The sequence below is a fragment of the Yoonia sp. SWMV100 genome (assembly GCF_056108365.1).
Genome location: NZ_JBWBAQ010000002.1, coordinates 532,157 through 549,598, shown reverse-complemented (window position 1 = coordinate 549,598; position 17,442 = coordinate 532,157). Strand labels below are relative to the sequence as shown.

The window sequence follows — 17,442 nt, the reverse complement described above, 5'->3', positions numbered from 1 at the left end:
AGTGGGCGCGATCCTTGCGGATTGGCGCCCATTTTTTCATGGTGCTTTAACGGCGCGCTGTTTTCCTGTTAGTGTAGCCAAAAATTGGGTGTGTTGAGGCAAAAGATGACACAACTTCAGATGATCCGAGGGCGGCAATGATCCGCGTGCTTTGCCTTGCAGGTGGCCTTGCGGGGGCGGCGAGCCTGTCGCAATTTCCAGAATTTTCGCAGCAATATATGCAACGACTGGCGGGGCAAGTGGACGAACTGACCCGCATTGCCAAAGACTTTGACGCATCTGCGCTGGCCGAAGGGTTGGGGCGTGAAGACGCGCTTGAACAGTTGGGCGGCACTGGATTTGCCGACCGCCATCAGGCGGATTTGCGGGCGACTTTTGCGCGGCAGGCACGTTTGACTGAAAACCTTGCCGTATTGCAAAATGCGACCCCGCTTGACCGGCTTTTGATGCCGCAGCGGATGATGGATCCGGAAACACTCGGGGCAGCGTGGGATGATTTTACACCAGCCGTCCCGCTCAGCATGGCTGGCGCCGCTGCTGCCGGAACCGGTTTTTTGGGCGGTTGGGCGGCGTTTGCCGCGTTGATTGGGTTGATCCGTCTGCCATTTCGCCGAAAACCCAAGCCTGCGCAGCATCGCAAAGCGCCAGTGGTCAAGCATGACCCGCCTGTCGCGCGCCCCGTTGTTGTACCCGAACATAAATCACATATCCGCCCACTATCAGGAGCAAAAAGATGACGACAGCATTGATTACGTGGGGCGGTTGGGACGGCCATCAACCTGACAAGGTCGCGGCGGTTTTTGATGCGATGCTGACCGAGGCAGGGATCAAGACGACAGTCACAGACACGCTGACATGCTTTGACGACGCAGAAGCATTGCAAACCTATGACCTGATTGTGCCGGTCTGGACCATGAGCGAGATTACACGCGAAATGGCGACGAATGTGTCAGAGGCGGTGGCGCACGGAACCGGGATTGCAGGGTGTCACGGCGGCATGTGTGATGCGTTTCGTGGCAGCCCGCTGTGGCAATTTATCACAGGTGCAAACTGGGTCGCGCATCCGGGGGGGGACGGCGTCAAGCACAGGGTGAACATTGTGTCGGATGACCCGCTCGTCGCGGGGATTGCGGATTTTGAAGTTGAAACAGAACAGTATTATTTGCACGTCGATCCGGCGAACAAAGTTCTGGCCACAACCCGGACCGATGTTGTGACATGGTACCATAGCCCCAACGGGCCGGTCGATATGCCTGTTGCGTGGACGCGGGCGTGGGGTCTGGGTCGGGTGTATTACAATGCCTTGGGCCACCAAGCCGATGTCATCGCAACAGGACCAGCCTACGAAATGTTGCGCCGCGGAATGCTATGGGCGGCCGAAGGCAAAGCGGCAGGTGCAGGGCAGGACCTGAGCCAGTATCAAAATGCGGGCAATCACGGTTAAATGCGCCCGTCACCGCGTCCCGCAAAGCCCCAAGGATAAATCTGCTTCATTGCGCATAGGCGGTTGACCCGCGCCCAAGGAGCAGAAATATCCGGTCGCACAGGCGGCGCGTCCGTCACATTTTCTTAGCGAGGTCCAATGTCAGCAACAGCCCCTTTTGCGAAATTCGAATGGATGATCGCGTGGCGCTACATTCGCGCCAAACGCGCCGAAGGCGGCGTGAGCGTGATGACGTGGATCAGCCTGATCGGTGTGACCTTGGCGGTCTTTGCGTTGATCGCAACTTTGGCGGTGCGGTCCGGTTTCCGGTCCGAATTCGTGGACACAATCGTCGGCGCCAACGCGCATGTATCGGTGGTCCGATCCGGCGGGGTGATTGACGATTACGTCGATATGGCCAATCGGATCATGGATGTCGATGGTGTGGAAACCGTGATCCCTTTGGTGCGCGGGCAGGCAATGGCCGGTGCCGCAGGCCGGTTGGGATTAGCAGATATATACGGCATTCGCCTTGCGGATTTAAAGGCATCTGACGCCATCGTCCAAAGCGAACGGTCGTACGGTGATTTGGACCGCCTTTCCGAAGGGATCGCGCTTGGGTCGCAATTGGCCGCAAATTTGGGCCTTACGGTTGGTGACAAGATTGAAGTCACCATTCGATCAGGCGCTTCGACACCGATGGGTCAGGCGCTGCGTCGCAACGTTTACGAGGTTGTCTATATCTTTTCGACCGGTCGGTATCAGATCGACGAAATTCGCGCCTATTTGCCATTTGACGTCGCGCAGACGATTTTTAACAGGGATGGCATGGCAGACGAGCTAGAGGTGCGTTTGTTCGATATCAACCGGTCAGAAGAGCTGAAACAGACCATCGCGAATGCAGCGGGTGCCGGTGTCTGGGCCTATAGTTGGCAGGACCGTGTGGGGCGCTACCTGCGGGCACTGACGATTGAAGACAATGTGATGTTCATCATCTTATCGATCCTTGTTCTGGTTGCATCGATGAACATCATCAGCGGATTGATCATGCTGGTGAAAAACAAAGGCCGCGATGTGGGGATTTTACGCACGATGGGCCTGACAGAGGGGTCAATTTTGCGCATTTTCTTTATCTGCGGTGCTGGGATCGGGACGATTGGTACGCTGTTTGGCGTTGTATTGGGGTGTCTGTTCGCGATCTATGTGGATCAGATTTTCAGCCTTGTGAACTATGTCTCTGGTGGTGGTGTTTGGGACCCGTCGATCCGTGGGATATACAGTGTCCCAGCGGAACTGCATCTGTCAGACGTCTTGAAGTCCGTGTCGTTGTCGCTTGGTTTGTCATGGATCATCACGATATTTCCGGCCCGCCGCGCGGCCCGCATGAACCCAGTCGAGGCGTTGCGCTATGAATGATTTCACACTGAAGCTGGCCGACCTGACCAAGACCTACAAAGCCGGCAAACCCGGAGAGGTACGCGTGCTGCAAGGCGTGTCACTGGCTGTGAAGCCCGGAGAGGTGGTGGGACTTGTCGCACCTTCAGGCGCGGGCAAGTCGACCTTGCTCCATATCGCGGGCCTGCTGGATACACCGGACACGGGTTCGGTGATGATCCAAGGGACGGATATGACCAACCTGTCTGACCGCAAACGCACCGCCGTGCGCCGTGAGGCGGTTGGATTTATCTATCAATTCCACCACTTGCTGCCCGAATTTACTGCGCTTGAAAATATTGTTCTCCCACAGTTAGCCAATGGGGTAAGTGAAGGAGACGCCAAAACGCGCGCCATGGAACTGCTTGATAAAGTTGGGATTGCGCCACGCGCCGGCCATCGCCCGGCTGCTTTGTCAGGCGGGGAACAGCAGCGCGTCGCTTTTTGTCGTGCGCTTGCCAATGAACCGGCCTTGCTGCTGGCGGATGAACCCACGGGCAACCTTGACCCCGAGACATCCGAGCGCGTGTTTGAAACCTTGATGACATTGGTACGCGAAACCGGGTTGGCAGCTGTGATTGCGACCCACAATTTGGAATTGGCAGCGCGGATGGATCGGCAGGTGCGTCTGTCAGGCGGCACACTTGAGATGATTTAGATCATGGCATCAGCGTTCTTCCAACGTTAAGCTGCCCGCAACAAGGAGGCAAATTCATGCGATATTTTATGATCTTGGCCACGCTGACGCTGGCGGCTTGCGTCGAAGATGCAGACACAGGCCCCAGCCTGTATCAGGCTGAATGTGCAGGCTGTCACGGTGCGGACGCACGTGGTGACGGGCCGTTTGCGCGGGGGCTGGATAGAACGCCACCTGATTTGACGTTGATTGCGGCGCGCAATGGGGGCGTTTTCCCCCGCGATCAGGTGATGAGCACGATCGACGGCTTGCAGCGCGACGCGCACTTTAGTGTTGCGATGCCAGAGTTCGGCGCGGGCGACATGGGGGAAACCGTGATTGTAGAGGAAGACGGTTTGGGTACGCCTGTGCCAACCAAGCTGTTGATGCTGACAGATTATCTGGAGATTCTGCAGCGCGCGGAATGACTGACAATCGCGTGATATCGTCAGATGATGCGCGGCTGTGCGGGTGGGGTGCGGTAAGGTGTTTCCAATTGATAGATTGGAGACCGTGATGCGCCTGTTGACCCTGACCGCCTGCGTTGCCCTTGCGACCCCTGTGATTGCCGCGCCGGTGCCGTTTACGTCCGGCTGGGCCGAACAGCGGCTGCAGTTGTTTCGTTCGAACGATTACAGCTTTGGCGCCGATCTGGGGATCGTGTCTGACGGGGCGGTGTCGCTGGCATGGACGCGGGTTGCGCGGGACCAATGGGGCGCGCGTGCGGCGTCTTGGGCGTGGCGGGTGGACCAGTCCGTGCCGCCGACCGACCTGTCGGTCAAGGGCGGCGATGACCGCAATGTGTCGGTGTATTTCGTATTTCTGCCAGAGGGTGCAGCCGTGGCCAGCCAAGGGGCGAACATCCGGAGTTTGTTGGGAAATGATCAAGTGCGTATCATCCAGTATGCATGGGGTGGGAACCACCCTCGTGGACAGGTGATCGCGTCGCCTTATGGGCCCGCAGGGCAGGGGGTGACGATTGCCCTGCGCCGAGCGGAAACAGGGGCGTATAGCGAAAGCGTTGATCTGGCGGCAGATTATAGCGCGGCATTTGGTGGTGCGCCCGGGGCGTTGGTGGGGCTTGCCGTTTCAGCAGACAGTGACGACACCGCCAGCGTGATCCGTGCGGGTTTGGGGCCGATCGACCTGCGCTAATGCGGAGGTGGTGGGGAAAACCAGCTTACCGCATGATCCCCTTGAAGCTTCGGTAAATGACATTGTTTTATGTGGTTGGATTGGCGTCCGTCAAACTTCGGGCATTTGTGTCGTCAAGTCCACCTTTCGCCCGGCATCGCCGGGCAGCGCCGATCCGCCCCCACGGGGCGGCGCTTCGCACCACCCCTCGGATCGACACTGCCCTTTGTTGAAATTTTCGGTGGTGCTTGAAGTTCACTAACTTGCACCAAAAGGTCATTTTCCTTGTAGTAAAACGTCCAATTCCTTTGGATCCGTAAGAGATAATTTCACAAAGAACAGATCACCCAGACCCATATTCGAGAGTCCCAAGTCCTTACGCATATTTCTTTGTATATTGTCCATAACTTTGAACATGGTGGCTGTATCACCTTCGCTCATTTTACTCATCTGTGAAATTGATTGGAGGACCTTTGGCGACCCCCATAGTACAGCCTTTGTACGAATATCCATTAGCTCAACAGTCAACTTATTAATATCTGTGGGCTGGCCACCAAGTTCTGGTTTTGTGGCAAGTGCTAACTTTTCGAGTGTCTTAAGGAACTGAAGGTATATTTCCAGCTTTCGTTCGCGATAGGCTGAATCAATTTCGCGTTTTCGATTGCTAACTTGCGTATAGAGTGTCGCTGTTAATCCAAAAACGGCAGTAGCGACAGTTATTGACAGCGGTACATATACTTCGGGCTTGAGCTCTTTCGCGCCCTCAAAGACTGCCAGAAAAATGTGGAAGAGATTATAAGAAATAATCCCAGATACACTGAGCGCTCCTAATATGATTGCGACTGCAAAAAATATGCCAAGAATTTTCATCATCTTTCACCTCTAAACATCCAACTCCTCCGCAAACCGTGCGTTTTCCTGAATATACTGGAACCGCAACTCTGGCTTTTTGCCCATCAGCCGCTCGACCAGATCGGCGGTGTCGCCGGGTTCATCGTCGGTGATTGTGACGCGGATCAGTTTGCGGGTGGTGGGGTCCATCGTGGTTTCTTTGAGGTCTTTTGCGTCCATTTCGCCCAGACCCTTGAACCGCTGCACGTCGATTTTGCCTTTGCCGCCCAGCCCTTTGGCCATCATCGCGTCTTTTTCGGCATCATCGGCCACGTAGACGCGGCGCGCCCCTTGGGTCAGGCGGTAAAGCGGCGGGCAGGCCAGATAGAGGTGCCCTTGGTCGATCATCGGCCGCATTTGCGTGAAAAAGAACGTCATCAGCAGGGACGCGATATGCGCCCCGTCGACGTCCGCATCGGTCATGATGATGATCTTGTCGTAGCGCAGATCGTCGACGTTGAATTTGGTGCCCATGCCCACGCCAAGCGCCTCGCAGAGGTCGTTGATTTCCTGGTTCGTCGTCAGCTTGGACGACGCCGCGCCCAAAACGTTTAGAATTTTTCCCTTCAGCGGCAGCAGGGCCTGGTTCACGCGGTTGCGCGCGCCTTTACCGGATCCGCCCGCAGAATCGCCTTCGACGATAAAGAGTTCGGTGCCTTCGCGGGTCTTCGAGGTGCAGTCGGTCAGCTTACCGGGCAGCCGCAGTTTTTTGGTCGCTGTCTTGCGCGAGGTTTCTTTTTCTTGCTTGCGGCGCAGGCGTTCTTCGGCGCGCAGCACAAGAAAGTCGAGGATCGCACCTGCGGATTTCGTGTCTGCGGCAAGCCAGTTGTCAAAGTGGTCGCGCACGGCGGCGTCAACCATCCGCTGCGCGTCAGTGGTGGCAAGCCGGTCTTTGGTTTGCCCGACAAATTCCGGTTCGCGGATAAAGCAGGACACCAAGGCGCCAGCCCCTGCGGTCAGGTCTTCGCGGGTGATCAGCCCTGCCTTTTTGTTGGCGACCCGTTCGCCGTAGGCTTTGATCCCCTTAAGGATGGCGGCCCAAAAACCGGCCTCGTGGGTGCCGCCTTCGGGGGTGGGGACGGTGTTACAATAGGATTGCATGAAACCGTCGCGGGTGGGCGTCCAGTTGATCGCCCATTCGACCTTGCCGGGGACGTTGAATTTATCCTGAAAGGACACGGTGCCTGCAAAGGGTTTGTCGGAATAGGTGGTCGCGCCCGCAAATACTTCGGACAGGTAATCGGCCAGACCGCCGGGGAATTTGAAAGTAGCGCTCAGCGGGGTGTCGCCGTCGTTGATGCCGGTTTTCCAACGGATTTCAACGCCCGAGAACAGGTAGGCCTTGGAACGCGCCATTTTGAACAACGTCTTGGGCTTTAGCGTGAGGTTGCCAAAGATCTGCGCGTCGGGGTGGAAGGTAACGGATGTGCCGCGCCGGTTGGGGGCCGCGCCGATTTTGGCAAGCGGGGCTTGGGGCACACCGCGCGAAAATTCCATCATGAACAGTTCTTTGTTCTGGGCGACTTCGACGCGCAGGTGATCGGACAGCGCGTTGACCACGGACGATCCAACGCCGTGCAGACCGCCCGAAGTTTGATAGCTGTCGCCCGAGAATTTGCCGCCTGCGTTGAGCGTACAAAACACGATTTCCAGCGCGGATTTGCTGGGGTCTTTGGGGTGTGGCCCGACAGGAATGCCGCGCCCGTTATCGCGCACGGTAACGTGGCCGTTGGCGTGCAGTTCGACCTCGATCCATGTGGCGTGTCCGGCGACGGCCTCGTCCATGGAGTTGTCGATGATTTCAGCGACCATGTGGTGCAGGGCGCGTTCGTCCTTGCCGCCGATATACATGCCCGGACGCAGGCGCACATGCTCCATATCCTCGAGCACTTCGATGCTGCTGGCGTTATAGTCGTCGGGGGAGGCCCCGGAAAGAAGGTCGTCGGCCATGGTCTGCTCATTTTTTCTTAGGTTTGCACCAATATGGCAGGCAGATCGGGGCGGGGCAATCGCGGAATGGGCAGGTCTGGCCGGTTGATCACCCATTGCCCTTCGGCGCAGGCTGGCTAGGGTGTCCCAAAACAGGAGTATTCACATGCGTATCTTTTTCACAGGCGGCAGCGGCAAGGCTGGCAAACATGCCATTCAATACCTTCAAGGGCAGGGACACACGGTCATCAATGCCGACATAACCCCATCCGGTTTGGACGTGTCCGAACTGCTGATTGATTTGACGGATTCAGGCCAAGTCATTGGGGCGATGTCACAATTCGTTGACTTTCATGAATTGGATGCGGGCACTGGCGTACCGAAATACGATGCGGTCGTGCATTTTGCGGCTGTCCCGCGCGTGATGATCGGCACCGATGGCGAATGTTTCCGCCAGAACACCATCACCACCTACAATGTGATCGAAGCGGCCGTAAAACTGGGTATTCCCAAGGTGATTTTTGCAAGCTCTGAAACCACCTATGCCGTGTGCTTTGCGGATGGTGAGGTGAAACCAGACTATGTCCCGATCGACGAAGATCACCCGACGGTGCCGCACGACAGCTACGCCATGTCCAAGGTCTGTAACGAGGCGACCGCGAAATCGTTTCAGGCCCGGTCCGGTATCGATATTTACGGCCTGCGGATCAACAACGTGATCGAGCCGCATGAATATGCCACCAATTTCCCGGCATATCTGGACAATCCCGCGCTGCGCCGCCGCAATATATTCGCGTATATCGACGCCCGCGATCTGGGGCATATGGTCGATTGCTGCCTGAAAACAGATGGCTTGGGCTACGAGGTGTTTAACGTGTCCAACGACGACATGTCGGTCGGGATCACATCAGACGAGGTGATTGCGCAATTCTATCAAGGTGTGCCGGTCAAGCGGCAGATGCGCCCCGATGAAACGTTCTACGCAAATGACAAAGCGAAGCAGATGGTGGGCTTTGCGCCGAAACATTCATGGCGCGACGTGTTGGAATAAGGCGACGCTTCGTGTCGAAGTGTTTCAACCTTAATGGCCCCATCGGCCGTCAAGGTCTGCGTCGAGCCCGCTTTACCAAATTTCTGGGTTACAGCGAGTGTCCGCCTTACCGATTTCATCCGCACAATTTGATGATCGCGACCATTGTTTTTGCGGCGCGATCAATGTAGTTTTGCACCAACGATTGCTAAGGCACATATTCATATAACGGACCAAAGGAAAATTGCCGTTATGTCATCAAGGATTTTGGGGTTCCTGGCCGCATTGTTTGATGCAAGCCCTGCAATGGCGATGACGTTGGCACATCCAGACCTTCCGATTTTTAAAGCCTGTGCTGTAGATATGAACGTCAGTGGTGAGGTTGTTGCAGATCGAATTCTGTCGGTAGGGTGGGCGGAAACAAGCCCGACACCCGAACTAAAAAAGCTTGGCCAAGATCACAGTGTCATGAATAATTTTGGGAACTCGGTCGCCTTTGGTGAAGATACGAAAGGTGACTGGGACGCGCGTATCGACGAGTTGTCCGAAATATTACACCTTGATCCATATGAGCATGCGACAGCCAAAGTTCGTGCATTTCAGGACCCAGATAGGTCCGGCTTTGCGGTGTTGACGTCTGAGCCTGATGGGTTTTGGTCGTGCGAAATTCTTTTGACTGCGTTACCCTTTGACGGATCGCGATTTATGGCTGTTCCACCAAGCAATGGCGATCAATATGCCACCGACGGTATCACATATATGTCGGATCAGAATGGCAGGAGTGAATTTGTTGAGTTTCTCGGCCTGTTGCCGTTCATGCCAACACCTAAGCGCTATTATTCGATCTATGTGTTGATAGAGCCCGAAACAATCCGGACGCGATATAGCCATAGTGTGAGACTGGTTTTCGCAGCGGAGTTCAGTACAATCTTCCCGTATTGATCAGAAGCGATCTTTGGTCACGCGGACGGCAAGGTCGGCTAAGTCCGCAGAGCAGACTTTGCAGAGGGGAAATCTTTCTTTGCTTTCAGCTGATCGGATGCGTCCGGCCCATTGGTATGGGCGTTACCGCGCCCGATCAGGGTCGCAATGTGGATGCGGCATCGCGTTCTCAGATAACGCGGGGTGGTGCGTTCTATTTCTTTCCAAAAGCACGTTTGATCTCGGCGATGGCGTCGATTTGGGACGTGGATAACGTGTCGCCGGCCAACGTGCCAAGGAAGTCTTGCAGCTTGTCCCAAGAGGCGTCGCCGTCGATTTTGTAAAGCCGGCGCGCAAGTCGTGTGATGGCGGGCGATGGGCCTTGGCATTGGGTCATGAGCCAACGACCCAAAACTTGCATTTCTTCGGCTTCTTCCTCTGTGCAGCGCAGGGTTGTTCGCAAATTGACATGCATTTTTTTACGCTGATCGATGGTGGGCAGGTCATCGAGTTCGATAAAGGCCTGTCCGATGGCGCAAATTGCAATACGCGGATCGTCGATCCCCTCGACCGGATGCGCATTGGTTTGCTTGCGAAAGGCAAGTTTTCGCGGTGCGTTTTTGATCACGGTGACGGCGTCTTGGGCGGCATGCACGGCGTCGCGTGGGTTGTTGCGCACCCAAAACCATATGGCACCCCCGACAATGCTCAAAACCAGCAAAACAATTGGCATTATTATTCCTTCACGCAAATTTTGGGATAACCATATGATGCTTTCCCGGGTTTAAAATCCATTTCTGCTCCGCCGCGTATATTTGTCCTATTGTGTCACTTTGATGCCCTGCTACTAGCCTATTGATCTTGCGTTCCCGGAACCTGATAAGGAGGGGAATTGGAGATTGCATGACCCTGTCTCATCCCCCGACCGCTGTGATGGATGCCACCTGTGATTTGTGCAGTTGGGGCGCGCGGACGATACATTGGTTGGATAAGTCCGGCGAGATTAAGATTACCCCAATCCAATCCGATACTGTGGCCGCGTTGATGCGCGACACGGGTCTCTTGGCGCGCAACGTGTACGCCATATTCGGTCGGGGCGCTGTCTGTGTAATCACCGATGCGAAGTTCCGCGCGAGGTTGTTGTCATGAAGGTTGTTGTCCTGGGGGGCTACGGCGTGTTCGGCGCCAAACTGGTCGATCTGCTCACCCGTGATGGCCATGATGTGGTGGTCGCCGGACGTTCGGCCGCGAAGGCGCAGGCCTTGGCGGCAGAGTTTGGCGCGCAGGCTTTGGCGGTGGATCGGTCGGGGGATTTGTCCCCGCTTTGGGCCGTTTTTCCGGACGCGGTCGTCGATGCGGCAGGGCCGTTTCATGCTTACGGCGCGGATCCCTATGGCTTCGCGTCTGCCTGTATCGCGCAAGGGGTGCATTATCTGGACTTAGCGGATGATCCGGCGTTTTGCGCGGGCATCAGCGTGTTGGATGCGCAGGCCAAGGCAGCGGGTGTTTTTGTGCTGTCCGGTGTGTCAAGCGTGCCCGCGATTTCGTCGGCGGCGGTGGCCGCATTGGCCGCGAGCGCGCCGATTGACACGATCAGCACCGCGATTTTGCCGGGCAATCGCGCGCCGCGAGGGCGATCAGTGGTGGAAAGCATTTTGCACCAGTGCGGCACCGATTTCGACGTGCATTTTGACGGTGCTAAGGTGGCGATGCGCAGTTGGTCGCGACCAGCGACGTTTGATTTGGGGCAGGGTATTACGCGCCCGGCATGGATGATCGAAGTGCCTGATCACCGCCTGTTTGCGCAGGCGTTTGGTGCGCGGTCCGTGCTGTTTCGCGCCGGGCTGGAACTGGCGGTGATGAACTGGGCGTTGGCGGTGTTTTCAATGCTGCGCGGGCGGTGGCGGTTCGGCATCCCGGGGTGGTTGGTTGGTTTGGTTTTGTGGCTGTCCAAGCGGCTGTATGGGTTTGGCACAGATGCGGGCGGCATGTCTGTTGCGGTGACACTGCAAACAGAAACCGGCTGGCAAAGGCGGGTCTGGCGCATGGTCGCCACGCGCGGCGATGGGCCTTATATTCCGGCAGTGGCGGCGCGGGTTGTGCTGCGTGATGTGACGGCAGTTGCGCCTGGCGCGCGACCTGCTGTCGCGGTTGTGCCTTTGGCGGCGATCTGTGAAGGGATGGCCGATTTGGCTGTCACGACCGAAATGGTAACCGAAGATATCAAACCGCTGTTTGCGCGCCATTTGGGTGCGGATTATGCAAAATTGCCAGTCGCGGTGACAGATTTGCATGACGTCTACGGCCCACGGCGCTGGGTCGGGCGGGCGCAGGTGACGCGCGGCAGGTCATTATGGACGCGGATGTTGGGGGCTGTGGTCGGGTTTCCCAAGGCTGCGGAAGAAGTCGCGGTACAGGTGCTGATGACGCCGCAAGAGGGCGGCGAAAAATGGGAACGATCCTTTGACGGGCAGAGGTTCGGGTCATTTCTACGCCAGCATAAGGGGCAGATGACCGAACGCTTTGGTGCGCTGACGTTTACGATGGGTCTGCATGTGCGTGATGGTTGCTTGCAGTTCCCTGTGACGGCCGGGCGGATAGGGGTGATCCCGATGCCAAAGTTCATGCTGCCCAAAAGCGTGTCGCGTGAGTACCAGCAGGACGGAAAGTTCTGGTTTGACGTGGCATTACATGCCCCGCTGACTGGCGGATTGCTTGTCCGATACCAAGGCTGGCTGGCGCGTGACATGTCGGCGGATGCGCGCTAACCCACCCCGGTGCGATCATCACCGCAGCTAGCGTATGGACGTTGCGAATAATCCGGCCTAAGTCTCTTGCATGGACCGTATCGCGCAATCTTACCCAGATCATATCCGGGCCATTACGAAACTGGGGATGCCCCTGATCCTGAGCAATGTGGCGCAGTTTGCGATCCATATGACCGACACGATCATGTTGGGGTGGTACGATGTGACCGCGCTGGCCGCGTCGACGATTGCAAGCACCTTGTTCTTTGTTGTGTTCATCGTGGGGGCGGGTTTTGCGCAGGCGGTGACACCGCTGGTCGCAGTTGCCGCCGAGGCAGACGACGAGACCCAAGTGCGCCGTGTGACGCGCATGGGTCTGTGGCTGTCGATATTCTACGGTCTGGCCGTCACGATACCGTTCTTCTGGGCGGATGATATTCTGATCGCGATGGGCCAAGACGTGGATGTGGCGCGCATGGCGCATATCTATCTGCAAATCACGATGTGGCAGATGATTCCGGCGCTGATGGTGATGACGCTCAAATCGTTTCTGTCCGCGCTGGAGCATATCACGATTTTGCTGATCGCCACGGTTGGCACTGCGGTGCTGAACGGGTTTGTCAATTATGCACTGATCTTCGGGAATTGGGGCGCGCCCGAGCTGGGCATCAAAGGGGCGGCTATCGCATCGCTATGCGTCACGATCGCGTCAATGCTGATCCTGATCGCCTATACATTATGGGTTTTGCCACAATACCAGTTGTTCAAGAACTTTTGGCGCAGCGACCGCGAGATTTTAGCACGGGTTTTTGCGTTAGGGTGGCCAATCGGCCTCACATCGCTGGCCGAGGGCGGGTTGTTTAGCGCGAGCGCGGTAATGATGGGCTGGATCGGGCCGATCCCCTTGGCGGCACATGGGGTTGCGATCCAATTGGCCAGCCTGACGTTCATGGTTCATATCGGATTTAGCCAAGCGGCGACGGTGCGTGCTGGCCGCGCGTTGGGCCGGCGCGACTCTGTTGCGTTGCGGCAGGGGGGGATCACGGCTATTGGCATGTCGGCGGTTTTTGCGTTGTTTACGTCGGGGCTGTTTTTGCTGTTCCCGGAACAATTGGTGTCATTGTTTATTGATCCGCAAGAGCCAGAGCGTCTGGCCCTCCTGAGGGTGGGTGGTCAGCTTGTTATGGTCGCTGCATTGTTCCAGATTGTTGATGCAGCCCAAGTCATGGCGCTGGGCCTGTTGCGCGGTGTGCAAGATACAACCGTGCCCATGATCATGGCGACCTTTAGCTATTGGGTGATTGGTCTGCCGATCAGCTATGCACTGGGGTTCTGGTTTGACCTTGGCCCGGTTGGGCTTTGGCTGGGTCTTGTGGTGGGGTTGGCTGTGGCATCTGTCTTGTTGCTGTGGCGGTTCTGGAGCCGCGCCGCGCGCATGGCCTGAACGTTATTCGAGCAATTCCAGATCCCGCAACCGCAGCCGCGGAAAGCGCATTTCGCCAAAATCATCCAAATCGCGTTTATGTGGAAACAGCGCCAGAAACTGCGCCAGCAGATCGCCCCGCAGCCCAAGTGCAAAGAACGTCCCCGGATGCAGGCTTTCGATTTCGATCCCGTTCACCAGCAGGCTTTCCTGACGTGCAAACCCTAGTTGATAAACGTTGATCGGGTTTGCGGGCCGCAATTCGATAAATTGGCTGCCGTCGACAAAGTCGCGCACCGGGATGTAGGCCGCGCGTTTGCCCGTCAGGGTCCGCACACCTGTCGCGCGGTGAAGCAAATGTGCGGTGGGCCCCAACACCAGATCCGGTGCCGGGCGCGACAGCCCCAATGCATCAGCGGTAATTCGTATCAGGCAGTTATTGCTGGCCGGTGCATCTGCTTCGCCTTGTTGAATCACAATAGACCCACGCCAAAGCAGCGTTTCATATTCGCCACTTGCCAGCCGGATCCGATCGCCAGGCAATACATCTTCGATCGTCATCGGTCCGTTGTCTGTCACGACCGTAGCACCCCGACCCAAGGCCGCAAAAGCGTTTTCAAACGCAGGGAGCGCGGGAGCGACCCGCGAAAATTCTGCGATCTGACCGTCATCGTTAAGGTAGGACACGTCGTAACGGCGTGTTGGTCGCACGATGCGATGGTCAGGGGCGCGAGATTTATCTGCAGTGGGCGGAAGTGATCGTGTCATACATGTCCTATCGCGGCTGTCGAGGCGTGAGTGACGCAGGTAACACGCTGAAGTCGTAGCGGGTCGTAGACTGCAATGTTGGCGTGTTGTCAAAAGTCGAAGGGTCGCGGCGGCGAAAATTTGCCACCCGTTGGGCCTTAGCGGTGGCGGCGTTTGATCATGGTGTCGCGTCGCTGGCCGCGCTGCCATGGTGGCGCCACCTCAAAATTGGTGATCGCGGCAAAGACTTTGTGAAGCCAGCGGTTCTGCATTGTCGTTTCTCCCGGTGGATCGGCCAAGTTGGACCGCACAAGGGGTATCATTGTTGCAAATCTGGGCAAGACTTAGGCGACGACACAAAAAATCATTGCAAATTTGAAATGTCTCAAAGCCGGATTGTCGCGATCAGCCGCCCGTAGTCGGCCTCTTTTTGATGCACAGACCGCCGGTAGCTGAAGAAACGGTTGGGGTCCGCATAGGTGCAGTTATGGGTCCAACTGGCGGTGCGGACACCGGCCTGCTGAAGGCGCAGCAGCCCAAATCCGGGCAGATCAAAGTGAAACCTGTCCCCGTCACCCGCCACAAAAAATCGACCAAAGCTCGGGTCGTTTGCGATGAATTGGTCGCGGAAATCCGGGCCGACCTCGTAGGCACGTTGGCTGATGCAAGGCCCGATCACCGCGGTGATATTTTCCGCCGTTGCGCCAAGCGCCACCATCTGTTGCACCGTGTTGTCCAAAATGCCGTGCAGCGCGCCTTTCCATCCGGCATGTGCCGCACCGATCACCCCGGCTTGTGGGTCGGCGAACAGGACGGGCTGACAGTCTGCGGTCAGGATCGACAACACCACCCCATTGGTCGCGGTCACAAGCGCGTCGGCTTTGTGCGCAGGTTGATGGGGGCCGTCCACCACCACCACGGTTGCAGAATGCACCTGATGCACACCGACCAATTGGTCGGGCGCGACATCCATCGCCGAGGCCACCCTTGCGCGGTTGATGCTGACAATTTCATGCTGGTCTGTGCTGCCATAGCCGCAGTTCAACCCCGAATAGACGCCTGACGATGCCCCGCCGCGACGCGTAAAAAACCCGTGCGGGGTGCTGGCAAGGTCGGGGCTGGTGATGATGTCTAGCGTCATGGTTCCAATCCGGGAGGCGGGGTTGCCGAAACGGGATAGATACTGATCACCTTGAATAGGTCGCCCATTTCACTAGGGTGGGTCAAGCGCCGATGTGCGCATATATGTGTTTCCAACGCCGTCCCCTGCAACTTTTCCGCCAGTTTTTGGGCACGTTGCGTGATGCCGAGCCGTTCCAGAAACACGCCTTGCGGGGTCAGGCGGCTGAAATTGGCGGGGCTGGCGTGCGCTGCGATTTGTGCAAAATCGACGTGGGCGGTCAGGTCGGCAGTGCCCGGCGCAGCCAGCGGGTCTGTCGCCTGATGCGCCGACAGCGCCTGCAACGTGTCGCCCTGCGACGTCCAGTCGCCATAGTCGATGATCAGGGCTGTGCCACCAAAGCGCGCGATCTTGTCGCCGACCTGCTGCACGATACCCGACAAGGCCGGGCAAATTTCGACCATGTCGCCGTCTTTGGTATCAGCCAGCCTGTCGTCCAATATCGCGAGTGGTGCAGCGGCAGAGAGCCCGATTGTCAGTGTCCCGTCGGTCACGCCAACCATCCGTTCGCGCCAACCATTCCCGTCACGCATAAACTGGCGGATGGGCAATGCGTCGAAAAACTCGTTCGCCACCAGCCAAAGCGGCGCATCGGGAAGATCGACGACAGTGTCGTGCCAGATGGCGTTGGGGACAGCTGCGGCTTGGGCTTGGCGCAACACGGGCGAGGTCTCGACAAAATGGACGCTCAGCGCGGCGTGAAACCCGGGCACGGCTTTTGTCGCGCGCAAAATATCAGCCATCAGCGTCCCGCGCCCCGGCCCAAGTTCGGCCAGAGTGATACCAATTGGCGCGCCCTGATCCAGCCAGCTTTGCGCGAGGCAAAGCCCGATAAGTTCCCCGAACATCTGGCTGATTTCGGGGGCGGTGATGAAATCGCCATGAACGCCCAACGGGTCGCGGGTCGCATAATAGCCGTAGTCGGGATGCATCAGGCAATCGGCCATATAGTCGGCGATGGTGATCGGGCCCGTCCGCCCGATCCGCGTGATTAGCTGCGCCGCGAGTGGGGTCATCGGCGCAACGCGCGGACGACCACCGTCAGTCCGATCAAAATCATGGGCAGGGACAGGGTTTGACCCATCGTCAGCCCATAGCCATGATAATGCACCGCCAGTCCCAGTTCATTGCCGATGGTCTGGAATTGTGCGTCCGGTTGCCGGACAAATTCCACCAGGAATCGGGCAATCCCGTAGCCAGTGAAAAAGATCCCTGTCAGCAGCCACGGCTTTTTCAGCGCGCCAAACCGGAAGGCGAGGGTGATCAGCAGGGTGCCAAGAAGCAGACCTTCGAGGCCCGCCTCATAGAGTTGTGACGGGTGGCGAGAGCAGTCGTTCAGGACCGTGGCGCATGATTGCGCGGCTTGGCCCGGAAAGATCACGCCCCATGGCAGGTCCGTTGGCCGCCCCCAGAGTTCTGCGTTGATAAAATTGGCGCAGCGCACCAACAGAATCGCAGGCGTTGCGGCCACGGCGATGATATCGGCCAGATCGGGCAGGGGCACGTTTTTGCGGCGGCTGAACAGGAATACGCCGACGATCACCCCGATGAAACCGCCATGAAAGGACAGACCGCCCTCCCAGATTTTCAAAATATCAAACGGGCGTGTCAGGTATTCTGCGGGTTTATAGAACAACACATAGCCAAGCCTGCCGCCGCCGATAACGCCCACAACGATATAGGTCAGCAAATCTTCGAGCTGGCTGATTTGCATGGGGGGACCGTTGCGCCATAGATGCGGGCGGCGCAGTGCCAGTTTGATCAATTGCCAGCCAAGCGCGATGCCCACCACATAGGCCATCGCATACCACCGCAAAGCGATGGTGCGGCCAAGGATGGTGACGGACACGATCTCGGGTGAGATGTCGGGAAAGGGGATGCTTGCAAACATGGCGCTATTCCTTTCG

At 57.3% G+C, this 17,442-nt stretch carries 19 protein-coding genes; 11 read left to right on the top strand and 8 right to left on the bottom strand.

Annotation, left to right across the window (positions count from 1 at the left end; genetic code table 11):
- Window positions 1-137 precede the first annotated feature (137 nt).
- The 6 genes from ACXJGX_RS02840 (at window position 138) to ACXJGX_RS02815 (ending at window position 4,688) form a co-directional block, all read left to right on the top strand.
- Window positions 138-737, top strand: a complete 600-nt coding sequence (locus ACXJGX_RS02840) for a DUF2937 family protein (RefSeq protein WP_474778619.1) — start codon at window positions 138-140, stop codon at window positions 735-737.
- A complete protein-coding gene (locus ACXJGX_RS02835; RefSeq protein ID WP_474778618.1) occupies window positions 734-1,444 on the top strand; it encodes a ThuA domain-containing protein in 711 nt (236 codons plus the stop codon). The genes ACXJGX_RS02840 and ACXJGX_RS02835 overlap by 4 nt, the downstream gene beginning before the upstream one ends.
- A gap of 138 nt (window positions 1,445-1,582) precedes the next feature.
- Window positions 1,583-2,839 (top strand): ABC transporter permease, encoded by a 1,257-nt coding sequence (locus ACXJGX_RS02830; RefSeq protein WP_474778617.1) that lies wholly within the window; start codon window positions 1,583-1,585, stop codon window positions 2,837-2,839.
- Complete coding sequence (locus ACXJGX_RS02825) at window positions 2,832-3,515, top strand: ABC transporter ATP-binding protein (RefSeq protein ID WP_474778616.1); 684 nt, start codon at window positions 2,832-2,834, stop codon at window positions 3,513-3,515. The genes ACXJGX_RS02830 and ACXJGX_RS02825 overlap by 8 nt, the downstream gene beginning before the upstream one ends.
- A 56-nt stretch (window positions 3,516-3,571) precedes the next feature.
- Window positions 3,572-3,961: a c-type cytochrome gene (locus ACXJGX_RS02820; RefSeq protein ID WP_474778615.1), complete on the top strand. Its 390-nt coding sequence runs from the start codon at window positions 3,572-3,574 to the stop codon at window positions 3,959-3,961.
- A gap of 88 nt (window positions 3,962-4,049) precedes the next feature.
- Complete coding sequence (locus ACXJGX_RS02815; RefSeq protein WP_474778614.1) at window positions 4,050-4,688, top strand: DUF3047 domain-containing protein; 639 nt, start codon at window positions 4,050-4,052, stop codon at window positions 4,686-4,688.
- A gap of 255 nt (window positions 4,689-4,943) precedes the next feature.
- On the opposite strand, the gene ACXJGX_RS02810 is transcribed toward ACXJGX_RS02815, so the two are convergent.
- Complete coding sequence (locus ACXJGX_RS02810; protein WP_474778613.1) at window positions 4,944-5,540, bottom strand: hypothetical protein; 597 nt, start codon at window positions 5,538-5,540, stop codon at window positions 4,944-4,946.
- 9 nt (window positions 5,541-5,549) lie between these two features.
- Window positions 5,550-7,508, bottom strand: coding sequence for a DNA gyrase/topoisomerase IV subunit B (locus ACXJGX_RS02805; protein WP_474778612.1), 1,959 nt, complete (start codon window positions 7,506-7,508; stop codon window positions 5,550-5,552).
- Window positions 7,509-7,653: 145 nt separating this feature from the next.
- Between ACXJGX_RS02805 and ACXJGX_RS02800 the strand changes: the two genes are divergently transcribed.
- On the top strand, window positions 7,654-8,538 hold the full coding sequence (locus ACXJGX_RS02800; protein WP_474778611.1) for an NAD-dependent epimerase/dehydratase family protein: 885 nt from the start codon (window positions 7,654-7,656) through the stop codon (window positions 8,536-8,538).
- Between the two features lie 231 nt (window positions 8,539-8,769).
- On the top strand, window positions 8,770-9,459 hold the full coding sequence (locus ACXJGX_RS02795) for a hypothetical protein (RefSeq protein WP_474778610.1): 690 nt from the start codon (window positions 8,770-8,772) through the stop codon (window positions 9,457-9,459).
- A gap of 193 nt (window positions 9,460-9,652) precedes the next feature.
- Here the strand turns inward: ACXJGX_RS02795 and ACXJGX_RS02790 are convergent, their stop codons facing one another.
- Window positions 9,653-10,171: a hypothetical protein gene (locus ACXJGX_RS02790; RefSeq protein ID WP_474778609.1), complete on the bottom strand. Its 519-nt coding sequence runs from the start codon at window positions 10,169-10,171 to the stop codon at window positions 9,653-9,655.
- A gap of 170 nt (window positions 10,172-10,341) precedes the next feature.
- Between ACXJGX_RS02790 and ACXJGX_RS02785 the strand changes: the two genes are divergently transcribed.
- The 3 genes from ACXJGX_RS02785 to ACXJGX_RS02775 all read left to right on the top strand — a co-directional run bounded on the left by ACXJGX_RS02785 (window position 10,342) and on the right by ACXJGX_RS02775 (window position 13,629).
- Window positions 10,342-10,587 (top strand): DCC1-like thiol-disulfide oxidoreductase family protein, encoded by a 246-nt coding sequence (locus ACXJGX_RS02785; protein ID WP_474778608.1) that lies wholly within the window; start codon window positions 10,342-10,344, stop codon window positions 10,585-10,587.
- Complete coding sequence (locus ACXJGX_RS02780) at window positions 10,584-12,206, top strand: DUF4166 domain-containing protein (protein ID WP_474778607.1); 1,623 nt, start codon at window positions 10,584-10,586, stop codon at window positions 12,204-12,206. Before ACXJGX_RS02785 ends, ACXJGX_RS02780 begins: the two co-directional genes overlap by 4 nt.
- Window positions 12,207-12,276: 70 nt before the next feature.
- Window positions 12,277-13,629 carry an MATE family efflux transporter gene (locus ACXJGX_RS02775; protein WP_474778606.1) on the top strand — a complete coding sequence of 451 codons (1,353 nt, stop codon included), beginning with the start codon at window positions 12,277-12,279 and terminating at the stop codon, window positions 13,627-13,629.
- 3 nt (window positions 13,630-13,632) lie between these two features.
- On the opposite strand, the gene ACXJGX_RS02770 is transcribed toward ACXJGX_RS02775, so the two are convergent.
- The 5 genes from ACXJGX_RS02770 to lgt form a co-directional block, all read right to left on the bottom strand.
- A complete protein-coding gene (locus ACXJGX_RS02770) occupies window positions 13,633-14,376 on the bottom strand; it encodes a Hint domain-containing protein (protein WP_474778605.1) in 744 nt (247 codons plus the stop codon).
- A 137-nt stretch (window positions 14,377-14,513) separates the two neighbouring features.
- Window positions 14,514-14,678 (bottom strand): hypothetical protein, encoded by a 165-nt coding sequence (locus ACXJGX_RS02765; protein WP_474778604.1) that lies wholly within the window; start codon window positions 14,676-14,678, stop codon window positions 14,514-14,516.
- 62 nt (window positions 14,679-14,740) lie between these two features.
- Window positions 14,741-15,496: a peptidoglycan editing factor PgeF gene (pgeF, locus tag ACXJGX_RS02760; RefSeq protein ID WP_474778603.1), complete on the bottom strand. Its 756-nt coding sequence runs from the start codon at window positions 15,494-15,496 to the stop codon at window positions 14,741-14,743.
- Window positions 15,493-16,551 carry a class I SAM-dependent methyltransferase gene (locus tag ACXJGX_RS02755; protein WP_474778602.1) on the bottom strand — a complete coding sequence of 353 codons (1,059 nt, stop codon included), beginning with the start codon at window positions 16,549-16,551 and terminating at the stop codon, window positions 15,493-15,495. Before ACXJGX_RS02755 ends, pgeF begins: the two co-directional genes overlap by 4 nt.
- Window positions 16,548-17,426: a prolipoprotein diacylglyceryl transferase gene (gene lgt, locus ACXJGX_RS02750; protein WP_474778601.1), complete on the bottom strand. Its 879-nt coding sequence runs from the start codon at window positions 17,424-17,426 to the stop codon at window positions 16,548-16,550. The genes ACXJGX_RS02755 and lgt overlap by 4 nt, the downstream gene beginning before the upstream one ends.
- Between the last annotated feature and the right edge of the window lie 16 nt (window positions 17,427-17,442).